Source organism: Janthinobacterium saanense (genome assembly GCF_014200675.1).
GTDB lineage: Bacteria > Pseudomonadota > Gammaproteobacteria > Burkholderiales > Burkholderiaceae_D > Janthinobacterium.
Window position 1 is genome coordinate 30,561 of sequence record NZ_JACHCI010000024.1, and the last position, 24,174, is coordinate 54,734.

At 60.6% G+C, this 24,174-nt stretch carries 18 protein-coding genes; 3 read left to right on the top strand and 15 right to left on the bottom strand.

From position 1 onward, the window contains the following. Nucleotides 1–29: 29 nt before the first annotated feature. The 9 genes from HDE72_RS24000 to pstS all read right to left on the bottom strand — a co-directional run bounded on the left by HDE72_RS24000 (nucleotide 30) and on the right by pstS (nucleotide 10,030). On the bottom strand, nucleotides 30–1,982 hold the full coding sequence (locus HDE72_RS24000; RefSeq protein ID WP_183747141.1) for a UvrD-helicase domain-containing protein: 1,953 nt from the start codon (nucleotides 1,980–1,982) through the stop codon (nucleotides 30–32). 45 nt (nucleotides 1,983–2,027) lie between these two features. Next, nucleotides 2,028–3,224, bottom strand: a complete 1,197-nt coding sequence (gene senA / locus HDE72_RS24005; protein WP_260176890.1) for a selenoneine synthase SenA — start codon at nucleotides 3,222–3,224, stop codon at nucleotides 2,028–2,030. 51 nt (nucleotides 3,225–3,275) lie between these two features. Then, nucleotides 3,276–4,595 (bottom strand): phosphate regulon sensor histidine kinase PhoR, encoded by a 1,320-nt coding sequence (gene phoR, locus HDE72_RS24010; protein WP_183747024.1) that lies wholly within the window; start codon nucleotides 4,593–4,595, stop codon nucleotides 3,276–3,278. Nucleotides 4,596–4,607: 12 nt separating this feature from the next. Further along, nucleotides 4,608–5,297: a response regulator gene (locus tag HDE72_RS24015; RefSeq protein WP_183677053.1), complete on the bottom strand. Its 690-nt coding sequence runs from the start codon at nucleotides 5,295–5,297 to the stop codon at nucleotides 4,608–4,610. Between the two features lie 5 nt (nucleotides 5,298–5,302). Continuing rightward, on the bottom strand, nucleotides 5,303–6,013 hold the full coding sequence (gene phoU, locus HDE72_RS24020; RefSeq protein ID WP_183747027.1) for a phosphate signaling complex protein PhoU: 711 nt from the start codon (nucleotides 6,011–6,013) through the stop codon (nucleotides 5,303–5,305). Nucleotides 6,014–6,059: 46 nt separating this feature from the next. Next, nucleotides 6,060–6,842, bottom strand: coding sequence for a phosphate ABC transporter ATP-binding protein PstB (gene pstB, locus HDE72_RS24025; RefSeq protein ID WP_409254983.1), 783 nt, complete (start codon nucleotides 6,840–6,842; stop codon nucleotides 6,060–6,062). A 38-nt stretch (nucleotides 6,843–6,880) separates the two neighbouring features. Then, nucleotides 6,881–7,768, bottom strand: a complete 888-nt coding sequence (gene pstA, locus HDE72_RS24030; protein WP_183747034.1) for a phosphate ABC transporter permease PstA — start codon at nucleotides 7,766–7,768, stop codon at nucleotides 6,881–6,883. Continuing rightward, nucleotides 7,765–8,736, bottom strand: a complete 972-nt coding sequence (gene pstC, locus HDE72_RS24035) for a phosphate ABC transporter permease subunit PstC (protein ID WP_183747037.1) — start codon at nucleotides 8,734–8,736, stop codon at nucleotides 7,765–7,767. Before pstC ends, pstA begins: the two co-directional genes overlap by 4 nt. Nucleotides 8,737–8,980: 244 nt before the next feature. Further along, on the bottom strand, nucleotides 8,981–10,030 hold the full coding sequence (pstS, locus tag HDE72_RS24040) for a phosphate ABC transporter substrate-binding protein PstS (protein ID WP_183747040.1): 1,050 nt from the start codon (nucleotides 10,028–10,030) through the stop codon (nucleotides 8,981–8,983). 271 nt (nucleotides 10,031–10,301) lie between these two features. Between pstS and ppk1 the strand changes: the two genes are divergently transcribed. The 3 genes from ppk1 (at nucleotide 10,302) to HDE72_RS27875 (ending at nucleotide 13,430) form a co-directional block, all read left to right on the top strand. Next, the gene (gene ppk1 / locus HDE72_RS24045; protein ID WP_183747043.1) at nucleotides 10,302–12,395 is read left to right on the top strand and encodes a polyphosphate kinase 1; all 2,094 of its coding nucleotides are present in this window, start codon (nucleotides 10,302–10,304) and stop codon (nucleotides 12,393–12,395) included. A 30-nt stretch (nucleotides 12,396–12,425) separates the two neighbouring features. Continuing rightward, the gene (locus HDE72_RS24050) at nucleotides 12,426–12,884 is read left to right on the top strand and encodes a SixA phosphatase family protein (protein WP_183747044.1); all 459 of its coding nucleotides are present in this window, start codon (nucleotides 12,426–12,428) and stop codon (nucleotides 12,882–12,884) included. Nucleotides 12,885–13,298: 414 nt separating this feature from the next. After that, complete coding sequence (locus HDE72_RS27875) at nucleotides 13,299–13,430, top strand: hypothetical protein (protein WP_260176892.1); 132 nt, start codon at nucleotides 13,299–13,301, stop codon at nucleotides 13,428–13,430. A 66-nt stretch (nucleotides 13,431–13,496) separates the two neighbouring features. Here the strand turns inward: HDE72_RS27875 and HDE72_RS24065 are convergent, their stop codons facing one another. From HDE72_RS24065 to HDE72_RS24090, 6 genes are all read right to left on the bottom strand, one after another. Next, nucleotides 13,497–14,609, bottom strand: a complete 1,113-nt coding sequence (locus tag HDE72_RS24065; protein ID WP_183747047.1) for a polyamine ABC transporter substrate-binding protein — start codon at nucleotides 14,607–14,609, stop codon at nucleotides 13,497–13,499. 160 nt (nucleotides 14,610–14,769) lie between these two features. After that, nucleotides 14,770–17,376, bottom strand: a complete 2,607-nt coding sequence (gene clpB, locus HDE72_RS24070) for an ATP-dependent chaperone ClpB (protein WP_183747049.1) — start codon at nucleotides 17,374–17,376, stop codon at nucleotides 14,770–14,772. A 128-nt stretch (nucleotides 17,377–17,504) separates the two neighbouring features. Then, the gene (locus HDE72_RS24075) at nucleotides 17,505–17,984 is read right to left on the bottom strand and encodes a molybdenum cofactor biosynthesis protein MoaE (protein WP_183747053.1); all 480 of its coding nucleotides are present in this window, start codon (nucleotides 17,982–17,984) and stop codon (nucleotides 17,505–17,507) included. Next, complete coding sequence (locus HDE72_RS24080; RefSeq protein ID WP_183747056.1) at nucleotides 17,981–20,548, bottom strand: DUF349 domain-containing protein; 2,568 nt, start codon at nucleotides 20,546–20,548, stop codon at nucleotides 17,981–17,983. The genes HDE72_RS24075 and HDE72_RS24080 overlap by 4 nt, the downstream gene beginning before the upstream one ends. A gap of 141 nt (nucleotides 20,549–20,689) precedes the next feature. Next, nucleotides 20,690–21,313, bottom strand: coding sequence for a hypothetical protein (locus HDE72_RS24085; RefSeq protein WP_183747059.1), 624 nt, complete (start codon nucleotides 21,311–21,313; stop codon nucleotides 20,690–20,692). Between the two features lie 113 nt (nucleotides 21,314–21,426). Then, the gene (locus HDE72_RS24090; protein ID WP_183747062.1) at nucleotides 21,427–24,096 is read right to left on the bottom strand and encodes a bifunctional acetate--CoA ligase family protein/GNAT family N-acetyltransferase; all 2,670 of its coding nucleotides are present in this window, start codon (nucleotides 24,094–24,096) and stop codon (nucleotides 21,427–21,429) included. Nucleotides 24,097–24,174 lie beyond the last annotated feature (78 nt).

Below are 24,174 nucleotides of genomic sequence, written 5' to 3' on the forward strand. Positions count from 1 at the left end.
TCGCAAAAAGCAGTCATGCAGCAAATGATTTATGACTTCGAAGCAACAGTTACCGCCTTGGCCTTGCGCTGCAAGGCGGCGATATAACGGCTTTGATGGGCCGGGTCTTGCGGCGTCAGCAAGCTCAAGCGGTCACGCGCGCGCGTGGCGGCCACATAAAAGCGGTTTTCTTCTTCCAGTGGATCGGTCTTGCTGCGCGGAAATTCATCGATGGCCAGGTAGGGCAGGATCACATGGCTGTATTCCAGGCCCTTGATCTGGTCGATGCAGGCAATCACGATTTTGGCCTTGCCGCTGGTCACAGCGACAGCCTCTTCCATTTCACCGAGCCAGGCGGCGAAGTCGCCCAGGGACGTCTCCGCTTCGGTGCAGACGGCAATAAAACCATGCAGCGAGCGCGCCACCACCCTCGCCTGCGCCGGGTCGACATAGATGCGGCGGGCCGTCTGTTCCAGCTGCATCAAGCCAAAAATATGCTGCAAGGCAGCGCCAGCCGGCGCCTCGGGCGGCAGCGCACGCAGATAGTCGACAGCAGCAAGGGTCAGGGCCGCCTTGTCCTGGTTGACGGACTTGGCCAGCTGATTGGTCAAAAAACCTTCCAGCAAGTCCGGGTAATTGGCCACATCGGCCTTGGCTTGCTGCAACTGGCTGCGCGTAAACGGGATTTCCGCAAACGCCACCAGCGCTTCGAGGATCTCGCCCCGGCGCGGGCCGCTCTTGATCGCATGCAAATCCTTGCGGGCGATGGCGACCATGCCGCGCAACATCAGCACTTCCTGGCTGAGCAGATAACTATGCATATCGAGCAGCTCATAAGCGATGCCGCTCTGGAACAAAGCCGTTTCCACGCGAATAGCCTGATCGCGGTCGCGCAGCAAAATGGCCGTGGTGCCCGCATGCACGTGTTCCAGCGCGGCGATCAGCTGGGCGCTGCACGCTTGCGGCTGGGTGTGTTCGTAATGCAGCACCTCGATCACGGTCGCCCGGTTCAAGGCAGACACGCTGGCCTTGTTTTTCAGCACGCCGACCGCCAAGGCCAGCTGCGTGCCATAGCGGTAGGACGCCGTCAGCGGCAAGCGCTGCAAGGTGGGGAATTCCTGCTCGAAACGCTGGCGCAGGAAACGGTGGTCGGCGCCCGACCAGGTATAGATGACCTGGTCCTTGTCGCCCGCGCCGCAGAAAAACGCGTTGCCACGGCGTATCAGCATGGTCAGCAAACGGAACGATGCTTCATTCAGATCGTGCAATTCATCGGCCACGATGATCTGGAAGGCTGGCAATTGCTGGCGCAGCGGTTCGTCGTCGGTCAGCAAGCGCACCAGATCATAGGTGGCGTCGAATGGGCCACGGAACTGGATATCGCCCGTATCGGCGCCGCGCAAGCCTTCGTATTCGCGGCTCCACAGATAATGCGTGCGCGACATGCCCAGCATTTCCAGGTTGTCTTCCATGGAATTGCTTTCAAAATCAGCGCCATGAAAGTCCAGGCGCGCCTTGCTGCGCAGCTGCAGCTTCAAAAATTCGGCGATAGCGGCGTTGGTGGTATTGATTTCCAGCGGATAGCGGCCGGCATATTTTTCCGCCACCACTTCCAACGCTTCCCAGGCCACGGGACGCAGCTCTTCATCCGTGCGCATGCTGGACACCTGCATGCCTTCCATTTGCAGCAGCACCTTGGCGGCGAAGGCATCGAAGGTGTCGACACTGAGGCGCTTGACCACGCCCAGCGGCACGCCCACTTCCAGCAGGCGCTGGCGCAAGGCCACGCGGGCAGCCTCGGTAAATACCAGCGCCAGCATGCGCTCGGGCGCGCGGCCCCGGTGCAGCGCTTCGGCCAGGCGCAGGGCCAGGGTGGTCGTCTTGGCGGCGCCGGCATTGGCGTCGATCAAGACAATTTTTTTCTGCGCCGTCTGGATGGCGAGCTGTTCCGGCGTCGGCGTGATGCGTTTGGGAATGAATTGCGGGGCGTTGTCTGTACTCAAAGCTGTACTCAAAAGAAATCCTGAAGTGGGTGCCCGGTCGCGTATTTACCAGGCGCAGGTGCGCAAGCCGGCAAACACCTCGCCGCGCTCGGGGCCATGAAAGACGCGCATGCGGGGCGATACCAAACGGGGCGGCGTGACAAACGAGGCGCCGCGCAAGACCTGGTATTGCATGAAATACGGCGCCGAATACTCGCGCCAGGGGCCGGCGGCAAAACCAGGATACGGTTCGAACGGCGTCGCCGTCCATTCCCACACCTGGCCCCACTGGAAGCGCGGATGGCCGGACAGCGCAGCATACTCCCATTCCGCCTCGGTCGCCAGGCGGCGACCGGCCCAGGCGCAATACGCTTGCGCTTCGTACAGATTGATATGGCGCACGGCTTCCTGCCGCGGCAGGGTGACGGGCTGGCCAAAGCGCACTGTGCGCCATTGCATACCGTCGCGCAACCAATACAAGGGCGAGGAGCGCTCCTGCTGCATCAGCCAGGCGCTGCCGGCAGCGCTCCAGAACTGGCGGTTCTGGTAACCGCCATCGAGCACGAATTCGGCGAACTGGGCATTCGACACGGGCACGGCGTCGATGGTAAATGGCGGCACATAACAGGCATACGGCGGAGATTCATTATCAAAGGCGAAACCGGCATCGTGCCTGGAACCCAGTTCGATGCTACCGCCAGGAAAGGCAATCTCGCCGGCCGCCAGCACCAGAGACGGACTGGCCGCCAAAGTGTGCGGCGCCGGTAGCTCCAATCGTTGCAAGCCGGCCAGCATGGCCTCGCCGCACAGGTCTTCATGCGCCAGCGCCAGCCGGTAAGGATACAGGGCGCTGTCGACATTGGCCTCGCGCGAGAGCTTGTCGAGCACCCGGTCCAGCACTTCATGGCAATAGGTTTTGACGGCGCCCGGGCTGGGCAAGTCCAGGTTCCAGCGCGCGCGGTGCGCCACGAGATTGGCGTCGAACAAGTCGTCGCCACGCGTCAGCAGGGAGTTGTAGAGGGCGTCGGCCGGATGGCTCGATGGCGCTTCGCGCAAGATGAACCATTCGGCAAACCAGGCGATATGGCCTAGCTGCCACAGCGGCGGATTCAGATGCGGCAATTGCGGCACGCGGCTGGCCAGCTCATAGCCGGCCGCCGCGTAGCAATCGAACAGCGCCATGGTTTTCTGGCGCGCCGCCAGCAGCGATTGCGCCAGTTGCTGCGCGCCCGCCTGGCGGAAATTGGTATTGATCAAAGTCATGTTGGGATTGTAACGCCGATTGCCTCAATCATCACATCCCGGCGGGCCAACTTATTTCACCAGCAATTCACCATGATGCACAGGCGAAATCACCGACTTCGGCATGCTGACGATAAAGCTGCTGCCCTTGTCGGCCACGGACTGTATCGCCAGGGTGCCGCCATGGCGCAGCAGCACGTGCTTGACGATGGCCAGGCCCAGGCCCGTGCCTTGCGTTTCGCGCGAACGGCTCTTGTCGACCCGGTAGAAGCGCTCGGTCAAACGTGAAATATGCTCAGGGCTGATGCCGATCCCCGTATCCTGGGCAATGAATTGCGGGCCAGCCGGGCCATCTTGCCAGCGCAGGGTGATGCTGCCACCGGCCGGCGTGTAGCGCACGGCATTCGAGGCCAGGTTGCCGAACGCGCTGTAGAGCTCGTCGTAACTGCCCAGCACGTCGGGGCCTTTGCATTCCATGCTGATCTGGTGCTTGCCTGCCGACAAGGCCTTGGCGTCGCGCAAGACTTGCGCCATCAGCTTGCGCACATCGACCGGCTCGGGGCGCAGCGGATAATCGACCGACTCCAGTCGCGATAAAGTCAGCATGTCTTCGATCAGATGCTGCATGCGGTGGCCCTGCTCCGTCATCAGCTTGATATGGGCGGCCCGCGTGGCGGCGTCCAGGTCCAGCTCGGTGGAAGCGATTTCCAGGAAACCCACGATCACCGTCAGCGGCGTGCGCAATTCATGCGAGGCGTTGGCAATGAAGTCGCGGCGCATCATTTCGATGCGTTCCGTTTCCGTCACGTCATGCGTAACCAGGATCTGGCGACGGTTTTCAAACGGAATGATTTGCACGATCAGCTTGCGGTTGCGGAAGGTGATCGTCAGCGGCTGATCGTAGCGGCCCAGGATGATGTAGTCCATGAACTCGGGGCTGCGGATCAGATTGGTCACGCGCATGCCCTTGTCGCGCTCATGCGTGAGGCCCAGATGCTTTTCAGCGGCCGGGTTGCACCATTCGAGGAACAGCACGTCATCCATGATGACTACGCCGTCCGGCAACAGATGCATGGCCTGGCGGAAACGCGCCAGCCATTCGGTCAGCTCGGCCTGGTTTTTTTCATCGTCGCGGCGCATGCGGTACAGGCGCGCAAAAATGCTGGTCCAGGCGCCCCAGCCATCGGGCAGCTTGGCGCTGTGCGGGTTTTCCAGCCAGTTACTCAGCTGAAACAGGTACGACAACTGCACGAACACCATCATGGCCATCAGCACGAAGGCGATGCCCAGCGCATAGGTGGCGCCAAACAGATACCACACCACGGCCACGCCCAGCAAGGACAAGACCATGCGCAAGGCGGCCGGCACCCAGAACAGCAATTTCGGATTCATAAGAAACAGGCTTTATTTTTCAGACAACATGTAGCCAACGCTGCGCACCGTCTTGATCAGGCTTTCCGCCTCCTTCAAGGCTTTGCGCAAACGCAATACGTGGACATCGACCGTGCGTTCCTCGATCACCACATGGTCGCCCCACACCTTGTCGAGCAGCTGGCTGCGCGAAAACACGCGCTCGGGATGGGCCAGCAAGAATTTCAACAGTTTATACTCGGCATGACCAATATCGATTTTCTGTTCATCCATCGTCACCGTGCAACTGACCGGGTCCAGGGCCACATTGCCGGCACGCATGGGCGCCTGCGCGTGTTCCGGACTCTTGCGGCGCAACAAAGCCTTGGCGCGGGCCAGCAGTTCGCGCGGCGAGAATGGCTTGGTGACGTAATCGTCCGCCCCGCTGTTCAGGCCGGCAAGCTTGTCTTCTTCCATGCTCTTGGCGGTGAGCATGATGACCGGAATGGCTGCAAAGTTGCGGTCGGCGCGGATACGCGACAGCAAACGCAAGCCCGTCTGATCCGGCAACATCCAGTCCAGCAAGATCAGATGCGGCGTGCGATGCTGGATGAAATCCCAGGCGTCGGCAACGTTTTGTACAGAACAGCAATTCCAGCCAGATTCGCGCAATGAATAGGTCACCAGTTCAACGATGGCCGGTTCATCTTCAACGATCAATACCGTGGTTTTATCAGATGCCATAAAGCTTACTCAGGGAGCTCCTCGGAAACATCAGGACTCACCACCTTGGTATGGCGGATATCCTTGCCCTCGACCACGTAAATCACGTATTCGGCGATATTTTTCGCATGGTCGCCGATGCGTTCGATGGCCTTGGCCACCCACAAGGTGTCGAGCGCGGCCGAAATCGTGCGCGGGTCTTCCATCATGAAGGTGATCAGGTTGCGCATGATGGTCTTGAATTCATGGTCGATCACGGCGTCTTGCGCGATCAATTGCAGCGCTTGCTTACCATCGTTGCGCGCGAAGCAATCGAGTGCGTCGTGCAGCATGTCGCTGGCCGTGTTGGCGATGCCGCGCACCATTTCGTAATGGTTCACTACGGCGTTGCCGCGCTTGTGCAGATTCTTCGCCACGCGGGCGATCTTGGTGGCTTCGTCGCCCACGCGCTCGAGGTCGGTAATCACCTTGATGGTCGCCATGATGGTGCGCAAATCGTTGGCGGCCGGCTGGCGGCGCACGATCAAGTGGCTGCAAGCGTCGTCGAGCGACACTTCGAGCTGGTTGACGACGTCGTCTTCGCGCATCACGCGGTCGGCGCGCTCGGAATTGCCGATGCGAAAACACGTCATCGCATCGAGGAACTGGGTTTCAACGATGCCGCCCATGAGCAGGACCTTCGAGCGGATCGCTTCGAGTTCGTTGTCGTATTGCTTGGATGAATGCTCGCCTATCATGCTGTCTCTCCGTATTTCAGTTGTCTGGTGGTGCTGCGGGGGCGGATCAGCCGAAGCGGCCGGTAATGTAATCCTGGGTTTCCTTGCGGGCCGGATTCATGAAAATCTGGTCCGTTTCGCCGAATTCCACCAGCTCGCCCAAATACATGTACGCCGTGTAGTCCGAGCAGCGGGCTGCCTGCTGCATATTGTGCGTCACGATGGCGATCGTGTAATCCTGTTTCAGTTCGCTGATCAGCTCTTCCACTTTCGAGGTCGAGATCGGGTCCAGCGCCGAGGTCGGCTCATCCAGCAGCAGCACGTCCGGTTTCACGGCCACGCCGCGCGCGATGCACAGACGCTGTTGCTGGCCGCCCGACAGCGACAGGCCGCTCTTGTTCAGCTTATCCTTGACTTCGCCCCACAGCGCCGCCTTTTTCAAGGCCCATTCCACGCGCTCGTCCATCTCGCCTTTGGACAGGTCTTCATACAGGCGCACGCCGAAAGCGATGTTGTCGTAGACCGACATCGGGAACGGGGTCGGCTTCTGGAACACCATGCCGACCTTGGCGCGCAGCATGTTGACGTCCTGGTCGGCGTCGAGCACATTGCGGCCGCGATACATGATCGAGCCTTCCGCGCGCTGGCCTGGGTACAGGTCATACATGCGGTTCAGGGTGCGCAGCAGGGTTGATTTACCGCAACCGGACGGGCCGATAAAGGCCGTGACTTTTTTCTCGTGGATGTCGAGGTTGACGTTATGCAAGCTCTGGGTCTTGCCATAAAAAAAGTTCAGGCCCGAGATCTCGATGGTTTTTTTCTTTGGCGCCAGGTCTTGGGCTGGATTCATTTGCGTATTCATGTGGGTTCGCTTCGCTCGATATCTGTTTAATTAGGGACTTTTTGGCTGAACATGGTACGCGACAGGATGTTCAGGGCCAGCACGCTGAAGGTGATCAGCAAAGCGCCACCCCAGGCCAGCGAACGCCAGTTGTCGTACGGGCTCAGCGCGAACGAGGAGATTACGGACGGCAAGTTGGCCAGCGGTGCGTTCATGTTAAAGCTTTGGAACTGGTTATTCAACGCGGTGAACAGCAGCGGCGCTGTTTCGCCGGCGATACGGGCCAGGGCCAGCAGCACGCCCGTGATCACGCCGGCCTTGACGGCGCGCAAGCGCACCAGGGTGGCGACCTTCCAGCGCGGTGCGCCGAGGGCAAAAGCAGCTTCCAGCAGGCTGTTCGGCACCAGGCGCAGCATATTGTCCGTGGTGCGCACCACCACCGGCACGGCGATCAGCGACAGGGCGATCGAGCCGGCATAACCGGAGAAATGTTTAACCTGGGCTACATACAGCGCGTAGACAAACAGGCCAATCACGATCGATGGCGCCGACAGCATGATGTCGGTGACGAAGCGCGTCACTTGCGCCAGCTTGTTTTCTTCGCCGTATTCGGCCAGGTAGACGCCGGCCAGCACGCCGATCGGGGTGCTGACCAAGGTCGCCAGGCCCACCATCATGGCGCTGCCGACAATCGCATTGATCAGACCGCCACCGTCGCTGCCTGGGGCAGGCGTGGTTTGCGTGAACATGTCGACGGAAACAGCGCCGAAGCCCTTGACAATCAGGGTGAACAAAATCCAGGCCAGCACGGCCAGGCCCAGGGTCATGGCGGCCACCGACAGGGCGATGCCGATGCGGTGCATCAGCAAACGCTTGCGGTAGACAGGATTCATGGCCGGCTTGGCCGGTGCATTCATGGCGAGTGCTTGGCTCATTTCGTGCCTTCCTTGCGAGACATGCCAGCCAGCATCAGCTTGGCGGCGGATAAAACGATGAGGGTGATGACAAACAGGATCAGCGCCAGCGAGAACAGCGACGACACATGCAGCGCCGATTGCGCCTCGCCAAATTCATTGGCCAGCAGCGAGGTGATGCTGTTGCCGGGTGCGAACAGCGACCACGACAGCTTGTTGGTGTTGCCGATCACGAAGGTCACGGCCATGGTTTCACCCAGCGCGCGGCCCAGGCCCAGCATGACGCCGCCGACCACGCCGGTCTTGGTGTAAGGCAAGACGATCTTGCGCACCACTTCCCAGCGCGTGCAACCCAGGCCGTAAGCGGATTCTTTCAGCACGGCAGGGACGATTTCAAACACGTCGCGCATCACCGAAGCGATGAAAGGGATGATCATGATGGCCAGCACCAGGCCAGCCGTCAGGATGCCAATGCCCATCATGGGGCCGCTGAACAGCTGGCCGATGATGGGCAGCTTGCCCAGGGTAGCTTTCAGCACGGGCTGGACGTAATCGGCAAACAGGGGCGCAAACACGAACAGGCCCCAGATGCCGTAGATGATGCTGGGCACGCCGGCCAGCAGCTCGACAGCCGTGCCCAGCGGGCGACGCAGCCAGGCTGGGCAGATCTCGGTCAGGAACAGGGCGATGCCGAAGCTGACCGGGAAGGCGATCAGCAGGGCGATCACGGAGGTGATCAGGGTGCCGACGATGGGGATCAGCGCACCGAACTGGTCATTGACGGGGTCCCACTCGGCCGAAAAGATAAACCCCAGGCCAAAGGTCTTGAAGGCCGGCACCGATTCCATGATCAGCGAAATGATGATGCCCACCAGCACCAGCAGCACCGACAAGGCGAACAGCATCGTCACCTTGTGGAACAGGAAATCCTGGATACGCTGCTTGCGCATGGTGGAAAGCATTTGCGCGTGACTGATGGAGTCGGTCATATTGCCGCCTGGCATGGGGATCGTGGAGGAAGTGGATTGTGCGCTCATATTCTGCCATGTGTGGTGATACTGTTTTACTACTTATTTTTACTACTTATTTTTACTGCTTATTTTTACTGCGCTGCGCTTGTTCGTTTAGCCGGGAGCGCCTGCAAGCTCTTGCGGGCGGTCCTGGCTAACTCCCTGCCCTGCCGCCTGCTGGCGACAAGGCAAGGATAATGACGTCAATACTCAGACTATCGGATTAATAAACTGCCTTGCCCGATGCGTCTTTGAGGTTGGCTTTCCACGACTCCTGCACCAGTTTTACGACCGATGCTGGCAGTGGAACGTAGTCCAGGTCGGCAGCAGCGGCGCCACCGTTTTTGAAGGCCCAGTCGAAGAACTTCAGGACTTCCTTGCCTTTGGCTGCGTCAGCTTGTGCTTTGTGCATCAGGATGAACGATGCACCGGTGATAGGCCAGCTGCCTTTGCCAGCCTGGTCGGTCAGCACCACGCCGAAACCTGGCGTTTTGCTCCATTCAGCGCTGGCAGCAGCGGCTTTGAAAGCGTCGTCGCTAGGCTGCAGGAAGGTGCCTTCCTTGTTTTGCAGCTGGGTGTGGGTCATCTTGTTTTTCTTGGCGTAAGCCCACTCAACATAACCGATCGAACCCTTGATGCGCTGTACGTTGGCAGCAACACCTTCGTTACCTTTGCCGCCCACGCCAACTGCCCATTTCACAGCCGTGCCAGCGCCGATTTTCGATTTGAATTCAGCGTCGGTTTTCGACAGGAAGTCGGTGAACAGGAAGGACGTGCCCGAACCGTCAGCGCGGTGCACCACGGTGATGTCTGCGTCTGGCAGCTTGACGCCGGCGTTCAGAGCAACGATTTCAGGTGCATTCCACTTGGTGATCTTGCCCAGGTAGATGTCGCCAACGACTTTACCGGTCATTTTCAGTTGACCAGGAGCCACGCCGTCCAGGTTGACGATGGTGACCACGCCGCCCATGATGGCTGGGAACTGGGTCAGGCCGTCAGCTTCGAGTTCTTCTGCTTTCAAAGGCATGTCCGACGCGCCGAAGTCAACGGTCTTGGCCTTGATTTGCTTGATACCAGCGCCGGAACCGACGGATTGGTAGTTCAGGCCGTTGCCGGTGGCGGCTTTGTAGGATTCAGCCCATTTGGCGTAGATTGGGTACGGGAAGGTTGCACCAGCACCTGTCATATCTGCCGCCATGACGGAAGCGGAAGAAAATGCCATCGCTGCCGAAGCACCCACGACGATAAATTTGAACATTTGCTTCATTTGCATATCAAGTCCTCAGGGTTGTTAGGGCGGAAAGCCCCGGTTGAATGCTGCGCAGTCTAGCAAGCGAATATGACAGCTTTATGACATGGCTGAAATTTCTTGAAATATTTGCCTACGCCCCGGAAACAGGCCTTTTTGAGGGCTATCATGACAAGCATACTCACCAATTATTACAAGCAATGTCATGCTGGCGTCACATTACATCATTACACTTATTGCGCGTCACACATGTGGAAATATCGCTAGAATTAACTATCTGCAAAGACAAAAGAATATGAAACCTGACCTGCACACGGAAGTGACCAAATCGGGCATCCTGCTGGACCGCGAGCTGTCGCAATTGACTTTTAATAAACGCGTGATGGCGCAGGCGGAAGATCCCGGCATTCCCCTGCTCGAACGCCTGCGTTATCTGTGCATCGTCAGCAGCAATATGGATGAGTTCTTTGAAGTGCGCGTGGCCAGCCTGCTGGCGGCCGGCAGCATCGGCGGTTCGCTGGCCGGCCACCCTGCCCTGATCGCCAACCTGGAACGCATCGGCAAGGAATGCCACGCGCTGGTCGAACGCCAATACGAGATATTAAATAGCGACGTCTTGCCGGCGCTGCGCGAAGCGGGTGTGCACTTGCTGCGCGATAATGACCGCAACGATGCGCAGCGCGCCTGGGTCAAGGAATATTTCGACCGTGAAGTACGCCCCCTGCTGACGCCGATCGGCCTCGATCCGGCCCACCCATTTCCGCAAGTGGTCAACAAGAGTCTCAATTTCATCGTTTCCCTGAGCGGCAAGGATGCGTTTGGCCGTGGCACGGCAATTGCCATCGTCAAGGCGCCACGCGTGCTGCCAAGGGTCATCAAGCTGCCGGACGAGATTTCCGGCGACGGTGTCTCGTTCTGCCTGTTGTCCTCCATCATCCACGCGCATATTTCGGATTTGTTCGCCGGGCGCGAAGTGATTGCCTATTCGCAGTTCCGCGTCACGCGCGACAGCGACCTGTGGGTCGATGAAGATGAAGTCAAGAACCTGCGCCAGGCCTTGAAAGGCGAGCTGGTCGGCCGCCAGTTCGGCACTTCGGTGCGCCTGGAAGTGGCGCGCAACTGCCCGCCAGAACTGTCGCAATTCCTGCTCGACCAGTTCAGCCTGGATCAAAGCCGGCTGTACCGCGTGAACGGCCCCGTCAACCTGGTGCGCCTGACGGAAATGATCGACCACGTAAAACAGCCCTCCTTGCGCTTCCCACCGTTTTTCCCGGGGTTTGCGCACAAGCCCATCGGCAACGACATCTTTGCCGCACTGCACAAGCACGACATCCTGCTGCACCATCCCTACCAGTCGTTCCAGACGGTGATCGATTTTGTCCGCAGCGCCGCCTATGACCCTGCCGTGGTGGCCATCAAGCAAACCATCTACCGCACCGGCATGAACTCGGACTTGATGGAGTCCTTGATCACGGCCGCCAAGCTGGGCAAGGAAGTGACCGTCATCGTGGAATTGATGGCGCGCTTCGACGAAGAAGCCAATATCAACTGGGCCGACAAGCTGGAACAGGCTGGCGCGCAAGTGGTGTATGGCGTGGTCGGCCTGAAAACCCACGCCAAGGTCGCGCTCGTCATCCGCCGCGAAGAAGGCGCGCTGCGCTTTTATGCCCATCTGGGCACCGGCAACTACCACCCGACCACGACCAAGCTGTACACCGACTTCGGCCTGCTGACGGCCAAGCAGGACCTGGCGGTGGAAGTCAATGAAGTCTTCATCCACCTGACCAGCCTGACCAAGCCGCATAATCTGAACCATCTGTGGCTGGCGCCGTTCGGGCTGCAAAGCGAGATCATCAAGGCCATCCGCAACGAAGCCAAGATCGCCCGCTCGGGCCGGCGCGGCCGCATCATCGTCAAGATCAATGCCCTGGTCGACGAGTCGGTGATCCGCGCCCTGTATGCGGCCTCGACCGATGGCGTAAAGATCGACCTGATCGTGCGCGGCGCCTGCACCCTGAAGCCAGGCGTGCCGGGCTTATCGGAAAACATCAAGGTGCGCTCCGTGATCGGCCGTTTCCTGGAACACAGCCGCATCTATTACTTCCGCAACGACCTGGCGCACGATGTCTACCTGGCCAGCGCCGACTGGATGAGCCGCAACCTGTTCCGCCGGGTGGAAGTCGCCTTCCCCGTACTGGACCGGGCCTTGAAACGGCGCGTGATTGCCGAAGGCCTGAACCCGTATTTGAAGGATAATACGAATGCGTGGGAACTTGAACCGAGCGGCCAGTATGTGCGCCGCAAGCCACGCGCCAAGCAAACCCTGTTCAGCGCCCAGCAATACCTGATGCAGACACTGGGAACGCCGGGCGCGGAGGTAGGAGAATAGAAAGCGACTTTTAACGCAGAGGAGTACAGCATGGATCTGATCTTGTGGCGACATGCAGAAGCCGAGCCGGGCGTGCCCGACCTGGAACGTGCCTTGACGGCCAAGGGGCAAAAGCAGGCGCGCCGCATGGCCGACTGGCTCAGCTCGCAACTGCCCGACAATTGCCGCATCCTCGTCAGCCCGGCCCTGCGCACCTTGCAGACGGTCGAGCCGCTGGGACGCAAGTTCAAGCTGATACCCGAACTTGCGCCCGGCGCCGAGGCGGAAGATATCCTCAAGGCCGCCAACTGGCCAGGCAACAAGGAAACCGTGCTCATCGTCGGCCACCAGCCCACCCTGGGCCAGGCCGCCGCCTTGCTATTGACCGGCGAAGTGCAGGACTGGGAAATGCGCAAGGCAAGTGCATGGTGGTTCTCGCAGCGCGAGCCTGGGGACGCGCTCAGTGTTTACCTGAAGGCGGTGATGGCGCATGATCTGGTCGTCAAGTAAGGAAAGTGCAAGCAGGGAAATGCGCAAGGCCAGCGCGGGCATGGACAGGCTCTCGCAGCGCGAGCCTGGGGACGCGCTCAGTGTTTACCTGAAGGCGGTGATGGCGCATGATCTGGTCGTCAAGTAAGGAAAGTGCAAGCAGGGAAATGCGCAAGGCCAGCGCGGGCATGGACAGGCTCTCGCAGCGCGAACCTGAGGACGCGCTCAGTGTTTACCTGAAGGCGGTGATGGCGCATGATCTGGTCGTCAAGTGAGGAAATGCGCTGGGACAAATACTGGCGGGATTTGCAACAAGCTGGGCTTGTAAAGTACTAACGATCTGCTAGAGTTTAATTGCGTCAACTACGTGTTGGAGCGCTGCTCTGGCACCTTGAGCAACCCAGCGGGCGGCCGCCCAACAGCGGCTGAAACATCATGTCCATGTCCATCTTGCTAGTTTTTCTGTTTATCGCCATCTTCGCGGCCATCATCGGCTTCATCGCCTTTGAACTGATCGAGGAAATGCGCGGCAGTCATCACAAACTGGTCGACCGCTATCACGAGTAGCGCACACATCAGCAATATCGAATGGCGCCAGCGACGGCATCACCGTCCCTCGCGCCATCCTTGTTTTTACACCCCGGTTTTAAACTTCGTATAGATCCGCGTCATCAGGCGGCGGATATCGGCCGTGGTCGCTTCCGGCGCGGCCATGCGCTGCTTGTCGGCGTCCGGCAGGAAGATGGCCTTGTTCTCGCCGATATCCTTGCGCACATATTTAATGCTGGATGGATTCGGATTGGCGTAGAACACCTTGTTGCTCAGGCTGGCATGCACTTGCGGACGCAGGATGTAGTTGATGAACAGATGCGCATTGTTCGGGTGCGGCGCATCGACGGGAATCGCCATGGTGTCGAACATCAGCGCGGCCGTCTTCGGCACCAGCACCTGGATCACATTGCCATTCTTTGCATCGATGGCGCGCTGGCGGGCAATATTGATGTCGCCGGACCAGCCCAGCGCCACGCACACGGCGCCGTTGGCCATGTCATTGATGTAGCCTGACGAGCTGAACAGGGTCACGTAGGGACGGATAGCCTGCAGCACCTTGCCCGCTTCCTGGTAGTCGGCAGCCGACTTCGAATAGGCGGGCTTGTTCAGATACTGCAGCGCGGCCGGCAAGACTTCGGACGGCGAATCGAGGAAGGACACGCCGCACGATTTCAGCTTCGAGGCATATTTCGGGTCAAAAACCAGGTCCCAGGCGTTGTCAGGCATGGGCAAATTGCCCAGCGCCGCCTTGACCTTGTTGACGTTGATGCCCACCGTCGTATAACCCCACAGCCAGTCGACCAGGTAGTCATTGTTCGGATCGATCTTCGACAATTTGGCTTGCAGCGAAGGATCGAGGTTGCCCAGATTTGTCAGCTTGCTCTTGTCGAGCTTGCGCAACAGGCCGGCATCGATCTGCAGCCGCGCCCACTGGGCCGTCGGTACGACGATGTCATAACCGGACTTGCCCGCCACCAGTTTCGCATTGAGGATTTCATTGTTATCGAAAACATCATAACGTACCTTGATGCCGGTTTCCTTCTCAAAATTCTTGATCGTATCGTCGCCGATATAGTCCGACCAGTTATAGATGTTCAGGACTTTCTCTTCCTGGGCGTGGGCAGGCAAGGCCAGCACGGCCGCCAAGGCCAATCCCAGTCCTGCGCGCCGTCCAACTTGCCATGTGCTTGCCATATCCCACCCTCCAGGTAAATTCAGAAAATACTGCGCATGATAGCAACAAGGGCGCGATCAGGTCTAGCCTGATCGCGCCCTGTTTAGTATTCCCCCCAGAGCAAATACCGGGGTCGGACCCTCAGGGTCCGACCCCAGCCTTTCGCCGCTGGGGTAAGAATTACACCTTGTCCAACCCCACCTGCCCGCTCGTAAATACCAGGTTGCCATGCTGCGCATCGATATGGATCTCGTCTTTCGGACCGAACTTGCCTTCCAGTATCAGCCTCGACAGCGGATTTTCGATTTGCTGCTGGATCGCCCGTTTCAATGGCCTTGCGCCATACACGGGGTCGTAGCCGGCTTCGGCGATCTTTTGCAGGGCGGCGTCCGTGATGCTCAGCTGCATGTCCATCTTCGCCAGGCGCTGTTCGAGGATTTTCAGCTGGATCTTGGCGATCGCGCCGATATTTTTCTCGTCCAGGCCATGGAACACCACGATTTCATCGATACGGTTGACGAACTCGGGACGGAAGTGCGAGCGCACCTCGGCCATCACGGCCAGCTTGACGACACCGGGATCATCGCTTTCCATCGCCTGGATTTTATGCGAACCCAGGTTCGAGGTCATGATGATGACGGTATTTTTAAAGTCGACCGTGCGGCCCTGCCCGTCCGTCATGCGGCCATCGTCGAGCACTTGCAGCAGCACATTGAAGACGTCCGCATGGGCTTTTTCCACTTCATCGAGCAAAATCACGCTGTACGGCTTGCGGCGCACGGCTTCCGTCAGATAACCACCCTCGTCGTAGCCCACGTAGCCGGGCGGCGCGCCGATCAGGCGGGCCACGGAATGCTTCTCCATGAACTCGCTCATGTCGATGCGTATCATCGATTCTTCCGTGTCGAACAGGAAAGTCGCCAGTGCCTTGCTCAGCTCGGTCTTACCCACGCCCGTCGGTCCCAGGAACATGAAGGAACCATACGGACGGTTCGGATCGGACAGGCCCGCGCGCGAACGGCGGATGGCGTCGGCCACCGCATTGATCGCCTCGTCCTGGCCCACCACGCGCTCGTGCAGCTTTTCTTCGATATGCAGCAGCTTGTCGCGCTCGCCCTGCATCATGCGCGACACGGGGATGCCCGTTGCACGCGACACCACTTCGGCGATTTCCTCGGCGCCCACTTGCGTGCGCAGCAGCTTCGGATGGCCGGTATCGACCTTGGGCAGGCCGCTGTCAGCCTGCTTGAGTTGCGCTTCCAGCTGCGGCAGCTTGCCGTACTGCAGCTCGGACACCCTTTGCCAGTTGCTTTCACGCGTGGCTTGTTCCATCTGCAGCTTGATTTGCTCGATCTCTTCCTTGATATGCGTGCTGCCCTGCACCACGGCTTTTTCCGCCTTGAGGATTTCCTCGAAGTCGTTGTACTCGCGCTGCAGCTTGACGATTTCTTCATCGATCAGGCCCAGGCGGCGCAGGGACGCCTCGTCTTTCTCTTTCTTGACGGCCTCTTTTTCGATCTTCAGCTGTATCAGGCGGCGTTCCAGCTTGTCCATCACTTCCGGCTTGGAATCGATCTCGATCTTGATCTTGGCCGCCGCTTCATCGATCAGGTCGATTGCCTTGTCGGGCAGGAAGCGGTCGGTAATGTAGCGGTGCGACAATTCGGCCGCCGCAATAATGGCCGCGTCCGTGATTTCTACCTTGTGGTGCAGCGCATACTTGTCTTGCAAGCCGCGCAGGATGGCGATCGTCGCCTCGACGGTCGGCTCATCGACCAGCACTTTCTGGAAACGCCGCTCCAGCGCCGGATCTTTTTCGATGTACTTGCGGTATTCGTCGAGCGTGGTGGCGCCCACGCAATGAAGCTCGCCACGCGCCAGCGCCGGTTTCAACATATTGCCGGCGTCCATCGCGCCTTCGGACTTGCCCGCGCCCACCATGGTGTGCATCTCATCGATGAAGACGATGGTCTGGCCTTCATCCATGGCCAATTCTTTCAGCACGGATTTCAGGCGTTCCTCGAATTCGCCACGGTATTTGGCGCCGGCCAGCAAGGCCGCCATGTCCAGCGACAGTACGCGCTTGCCTTTCAGGGATTCCGGCACTTCGCCATTGACGATGCGCTGCGCCAGGCCTTCGACGATGGCTGTCTTGCCGACGCCAGGCTCACCGATCAGCACGGGATTGTTCTTGGTGCGGCGCTGCAAGATCTGGATGGTGCGGCGGATTTCATCATCGCGGCCGATCACCGGGTCGAGCTTACCCTTGCGCGCACGTTCCGTCAGGTCCAAGGTGTATTTTTTCAGCGATTCGCGCTGGCCTTCGGCCTCTTGCGAGTCAACCTTGTTGCCGCCGCGCACAGCCTCGATGGCCGAAGCCAGCGCCTTGCGCGTCAAGCCGTTTTCACGCGCCAGCTTGCCGCCGTCGGATTTATCATCCGTCATGGCCAGCAAGACCATTTCGCTGGAAACGAACTGGTCGCCCGCTTTTTGCGCTTCCTTGTCGGCCAGGTTCAGCAGGGCCACGAATTCGCGGCTGACCTGCACATCGCCGCCCGTGCCCGACACCTTGGGCAAGCGTTCCAGCGATGCCGTCAGGGCTTTCGACAGGCCGCCCACGTTGACGCCGGCGCGCTGCAGCAGCGAGCGGGCGCCGCCGTCGTCCTGGTTCAACAGGGCCGTCAGCAAATGCACAGGTTCGATATAGGGATTGTCATTACCCACGGCCAAGCTTTGCGCGTCGGCCAGGGCTTCTTGCAGTTTGGTGGTCAGTTTGTCTTGTCGCATGTAAAGTGCTCCCGAATTAATTAGTTATGTAACAAATTGGGGTAAGGCGGCACTTTTCAAGCATACACAAACAAACTCATTACTGCGCTGTCACAACTTTCAGTTGTGCGGCAGTGATTTGATACGATTCAATTTGCCTTTTTCGACCATTTGGACAAGGCAGCCTCGTCGCTCACACGGGCATCGACCCAGCGCGCGCCCGCTGGCGTGTCTTCCTTCTTCCAGAACGGCGCTTCCGTCTTCAGGTAATCGATGATGAATTCGCAGGCGGCAAACGCCTCGCCCCGATGCGCGGCCGAGACCGCCACCAGCACGATCTGCTCCTGCGGCTTGAGCGGGCCGACGCGGTGGATCACCAGCGCGCCAGCCACCGGCCAGCGGGCGCCGGCCTGGGCCAGGATGGCCTCGATGGCTTTTTCGGTCATGCCCGGATAATGCTCGAGCTCCATGGTCGCCACGTCCAGGCCATCGTTCATGTCGCGCACGGTGCCGACAAAACTGACTACCGCACCCACCTTCGGGTTGCCCGCACGCAACGTTGCGATTTCTTGACTCAAGTCAAAATCGGCTTGCTGTATGCGGACACTGAAGGTGGAGCGGGACGTCATTTTGCGCCGCCACCTATGCGGCGCAGCAAGGCTTCGATGCGGCTGGCCGTGCGCACATCGCTCAGTGCAGGAATCGCGCACAGCTGCATCAGTTGCGACACTTGCGTGAGCGGCTTCTGGCCCGATTTCAGCGACGATTGCAACACTTCCACCTGCATTTTCAGGCGGTCGCGTGCATATTCGGCGCCACTGTCGACCCCGGCAACAATTTCCAGGCGCAAGACTTCTTCCTGCAAACGGGGCAGATTGGCTTGCAATTGCTGGGCGTAGGCAAGGCGGCCATCGCCACCCAAGGCCGCTTGCGCAGCGGCAAAGCGCTGGTGCAGGCTGCGTTCATAGTGGGCGTCCAGCGGCGGCAAGGCGCTCCAGCGCTCGCTCCAGGCTTGCGCTTGAACTTGCTCGCCACCATCATTGAGCGCCGTTTCCAGCGCCTGGCACAGACGCAGCTTGTCGCGCAGGGCATTCGCTTGTGCGGCGCCGGCGCGCTCGGCGATGGCGTCCGCCTGGGCTTGTACGGATGCGACAGCTGCCTGGTAGCGCTGCTCGATCTTGCCTTCGCTGGCGCGCGGCACGGGGCCGGTAGCATTCCAGGCGGCACGCGTTTCGCGCAGCAACTGATGGATGGCCGCCGTGCGGGCCTTGTCATCGCCATCAGGGATGATGGCCGTTTCCAGGCTGGCGCACAGCGCTTCACGCGCATGCAGGTGTTCGCGGCGTTCGTGGTCGGCGGCATGGGCGGTTTCCTTGCGCTTGGCAAAGATATCATCGCAAGCGGCGCGGAAACGCTGCCACAGCGCCTGCTCGGCGCGGCGCTCCAGCGGCAGCGCCTTGGCCAGTTCCTGCCATTTATCCTGCAGCGCGCGCAGCATGTCGACCGTATTGCGTTCGGACGGTTTCAGCAAGCCCACTTCCACGATCAATTGTTCGCGGCGCGCCGTTTCGATCTGGCGCTGGGTTTCCAGCGGTTTCGACAAGGCGTCCAGCGCGGCGCCAAATTCCGCATCCAGGCGTTTCTTTTCCTTGCGGTCGATGGTGCCCAAACGGGTCCACGCCTGGCGCACGCGCTGCGTGGCGGCCGCGACCTGTTTCCAGTCCGTGCTGTCCTGGGCGGCCAGTGCCGCCGTTTCATTGATCAATTCCTGGGCCTTGGCGGCATTGCCCTGGCGCTCTTCAGCCAGTTGCTTGAAATGCTGGGCGGCGGGCGCGTAGGCCACGCTGCAGGCGGCGTCAAAACGTTCCCACAGGGATTTCGGCGCCGGGCCGGACAAAGTGTCGAGCGACTTCCAGCGTTCACGCAAGCTGCCTACTTTCTTGGCCAGCTCGCTCATCGGCAAAGCCAGCGCAGGCAATTCCTCGCCCGCCTTGACCAGCTCTTCACGCGAGACGTTGCCGCCCCAGCGCGCCCAGTCGGCCAGGCGCTTGAACTCGGCGCGCACATGGGCCAGGCGGTCGGACTGGGCCGGCGTCAAACGGCCGTGTTTGCTGTCGCGCAAAGTCTTGTCATGCTCGGACGCCACATGCAGCAAGCCATCCTGCAAGGCCGCTTCCATGCCGTCGAGCGCCTTGAAGAATTGCTCGCCAGCTTCTTTCGGCGGCAAGGCACGTTCTTCCTTGACCTTGCGCGGCGCAGCCTCTGCTGCGGGAGCCGGGGCGGCAGTGGGCGCCGGCGCGCTGGCCAGCACGGCCGCAAATTGCTGCTGCAAGCTGTCCGACAAGGGCGATTCAGGCAAGTGCGGCAAGGCTGACCATGCACGGCGCAAGGTCTCGGCGTCCAGGGTGGCGCTGTCTTGCGCCTGCCATTGCTGCAGCGCAGCCTGGCGCGCATCGAACGCGGCCTGGTGTTGCTGCAAGCCTTGCAGAGCCGACTGTGCCTGGTTACGGGCTTCGGTGAAATCGCTCAACAGATGTTTCGGCAAGGAAGCGCGCTCGGGCGACTGAGCGTGCTGTGCGTGCTCAAGATCAAGGCGTTCCAGCGCCTGCGCCAGTTCGGCAGCGGTGCCGCCGGCCGCAGCCAGACTGCGTGCAGCGGCTACGGCGTCGATCACGGCGCGCTGCAAAACCACTTGCGCTTCCAGGCGGGCAGCCAGCGCGGCGCGTGCCGTATCGAAGGCAGCCGCCAGTTCCGGCGTGGATTTGATGACTTGCCAAAGGCGGTCGAGTTCGCCCACCTGGTTGGGACTGAGTTTTTCATCGTGCAGCAAGCGCTGCGCCGTGTCGATGCTGGCCTGGGCGCGCTGGGTTTCTGCGGCCAGATGGCGTATCAGGTCGATGCGGCCCTGCATCAGCTTGGCAACGCGGCGGTCCGTATTGCGCATGGCGGCGTGGACTTTTTCCAGCAAGGGCAGCGTGTGGATATGTTCGGCCGCGATCAAACGGGCATCGGCAAATTCGCTGGAAATGATGAACTCGGCGGCGGCGGCTTCATCGCCAGCCACGGCCTGGGCGCGCGCTACCTGTTCGGCGCGGCGCGATGCGCTCTGCGCCGTGGCGGCGACTTGCTCTGCCACTACTGGATCCGGTTCGGAAGACTTGCTGGCAGTGCGCTTGAAAAGGAATTCGAACATGACGGGTTTCGCGTGGATCAAAACCAACATCATAACAAAGCCGGGGCCATTGCATCGGACAGCACCACAGTCGTTATCAAACAGGCATGATCAGTATTTTCCCTATGATAGATTGCACGATGGACAGCCCTCGCCTGGGGCTCAGGCCCGCGCCCTGCATGCCGAGCCAGTGCCCACTTCCGGCAGAACTGGCTTGGGTGCGACAAAGGGCAAGACTTGCGCCTTGCTGCGGCGGTCTTCCTCGGCCCGCGCATCGTGCGCCAGGAACTGGTAAGCGATGGAAAACCAGGCTTCGCCGACTATCACCTTGCGCGCCAGGGCGAACAATTCGCGTTCTTCTTTTTCCAGCCGCGCCAGCAGCGTCAGGCAAAACGCATCGATGCTGGCGCACAGGGTGTCGATCTGCGCTTCAATCTGCTGCTGCGACGTATCAACGGCGAGACCCGCGCTTTGCTGCACGAGATTGACGCTTTCCAGCGCTGCATGCTGCAAGTGGTTGAGCTCGGCGATCAGGCCATCGGCATGGGGCGTCGCCTGGCGAATCGCGGGGATCAGGTACAACTCGACCTTGCGCCAGTAGCCGCTCTGGTAGAGCCGGTTCAGCCAGTCGGCCGCATATTGCCACTGCGCCAGGGTCACCTGATTTTGATGCTGCATTTGCTGACCAAGCTGCGCATGCATGTATTTTTGAAACGCCAGCAGGCTCACGCGGATGCTCGCCTGTTCAACCGATAGGGAAACCAAGGTATATGTTGCCGTTAGCATGCACTCACTCCCGAAATACGCCCAGGAACACGTCTGATGACGCATTCTAAAAGTGAAAGTGTAAAGACTAGCGACAGGGCTGGATTTGATCCTGCACAAACCCGCGGCACGCTTTAGCGATGGCGCAAGCCGATATGCAGATTGACCACGCCGGGCTCTTCCGACGGACTGACCTCGCCGCCAAAACTTTTTACCAGCCGCTGCATGCCCTTGTTGCGCGCCATCGCCTCGCCCACCAACGCCTCCGTGCCGCGGCTAAGGAAATAATCGACCAGCTTTTCAAACAGGATATGGCCCAGGCCCTTGCCCTTGAGCGCCGAGCGCACGGCGATGGCGAAGTCGGCCGTAATATTGTCGGGATCGGCCACCGCGCGCACCACGCCCAGGGTTTCGGGCTGGCCGTCCGGCCCCGTGTGCGTGGCGATGAAGGCCATGGCGCGGTCGTAATCGATCTGCGTCAAGCGCGCCAGCTGCGATAGCGGCAGCTCGCGCATGGATGTAAAAAAGCGCAGGCGCACATCGTCCGGGTCCAGCGCGTGGAACATGTCCAGGTGCTGCGGCGCGTCTTCCGGGCGGATCGGGCGCAGCAAAATGGGCTGGTCCATCCACGTCACCCACTCTTCGAGTTCCTGCGGATACGGGCGTATCGCCAGGCGGTCGTTTTTCTGCCCTGGCTGCAGCCGGATGCGCGCGTCGAGCGCGATCACGCCATCGGCATCGGCCACCAGCGGATTGATGTCCAGTTCGGCCAGCTCGCCGATGTCGGCCACCAGCTCGGCCACCTGTATCAGCGCATGGCAGATGGCGTCCACATTGGCGGCCGGCTGGCTGCGGTAGCCGGCCAGCAGTTTCGACACGCGCGTGCGCGCCAGCATGTCGCGCGCCAGGGCCATGTTCAGCGGCGGCAAGCCAATCGCGTGGTCGGCCGTCACTTCCACCGACAGGCCGCCCTGCCCCACCAGGATCACAGGACCGAAGGCGGCATCGGTGGTCACGCCGATAATCAATTCATGCGACTGTGGCCGGCGCGCCATCTGCTGCACCGTAAAGCCATCGATCTGCGCATCGGGACGCATGCGGCGCACGCGCTTTTCCATGGCGGCGGCGGCCGTGCGCAAAATGTCGGGCGTATCGAGGTCCAGCGCCACGCCGCCCACGTCCGATTTATGCGCGATATCGGGCGAATGGATCTTCAGCGCCACCGGGTAGCCTATGTCGGCCGCCACCGCCAGCGCCTCTTCCACGTCGGCCGCCATGCGCGTGCGCGCCACGGGTATGCCGTAGGCGGCCAAAATCTCTTTCGAGCGGCATTCACCAAGCACCATCTGGCCGGCTGCCAGCGCCTGAGAGACGATTTCTCGCACGCGCGCGCGGCGCGGCGTGGCCGACATGGGCAGTTGCGCAGGCACCTGCATCAGCATTTCCTGGTTGCGCCGGTACTGCACGATCTGCATGAAGCCATGCACGGCTTTTTCCGGCGTATCGTAGGTCGGGATGCCAGCCCGGTTGAACACCTGCCGCGCGGGCGACACCACACTGCCGCCCAGCAGGCAGGTGAGCACCGTGCGCGAGGTGGCCTTGATCAGCGGCGTGACCGCCTCGGCGATATCCACCGACGACACCATGGCCGTGGGCGCATGCAAGAACAACAAGGCATCTGCCTGCGGTTCATCGAGCAGCGGCTTGATCGCACCCACATAGCGCTGCACGGGCGCGTCGCCGGCCAGGCCCACCGGGTTATCGTGCGACCAGCCACGCGGCAGCGCCTTTTCCAGCGCGATCACGGTATCGGGCGACAGTTCGGCCAGGGTCCCGCCGCTGCCCACCAAGGCATCGGTGGCCATCACGCCCAGGCCGCCGCCATTGCACAAGATCGCCAGGCGTTCGCCGCGCTGGGAGCGAATGTGTGTCAGCGTTTCGACCGCATCGAACAATTCCTCGGCCGAATACACGCGCAGCATGCCGGCGCGGCGGATCGCGGCATCGTAGACGGCGTCCGAACCGGCCAGGGCGCCCGTATGCCAGGCCGCCATCGCCGCACCGGCCGCCTCGCGCCCCGCTTTCAAGACGATCACAGGCTTGCTGCGCGACGCCGCCCGCGCCGCCGACATGAATTTGCGCGCCGCCTGGATGTCTTCCATGTACAGTAAAATCGCAGCCGTATCGACGTCGCCCGCCAGGTAGTCGAGCAAGTCGCCAAAATCGACATCAAAGCTGCCGCCCAGCGAAATGAACTTGGAAAAACCCACGCCATGCGCATGGGCCCAATCGAGCACGCCCGAGACCAGCGCGCCCGATTGCGAGATAAAGGCGATCTTGCCTGGCGTCGCAGGCACGTGGGCGAAACTGGCGTTCAAGCCCAGCTTGGGCACCAGTAAACCCATGCTGCCAGGGCCCAGGATGCGCAGCAGATGGGGCTTGGCCGCCTTCAGCATGGCCAGACCCAGCTTTCCATGCTCCGCGCCGCCATCAAGGCCGGCCGTCATGACGATGGCCGCACGCGTGCCCAGCGCGCCCAGCTCGCGTATCAAGCCAGGGATGGTCGCAGGCGGCGTGCAGATGATGGCCAGGTCGGGCGCCCTGGGTAACTGCGCCAGCTTGCGATAGCAGCGCTGGCCCTGCAGTGCATCGTACTTCGGGTTGACGGGCCAGACCTCGCCTTGAAAACCGCCGCCCAGCAGATTGGCCAGGGCGATGGCGCCCAGGCTATGTTCACGCGCAGAGGCGCCGATCAGGGCCACCGAAGCCGGCTTGAACAGCTGGTCGAGATTACGGATACTCATAGTGGCCTCATGGGCGAATGGCGCGGGGAATAATGTCAGGGGCCAGTGTATAGGATGCACCGTCAAAAAAACTTGACC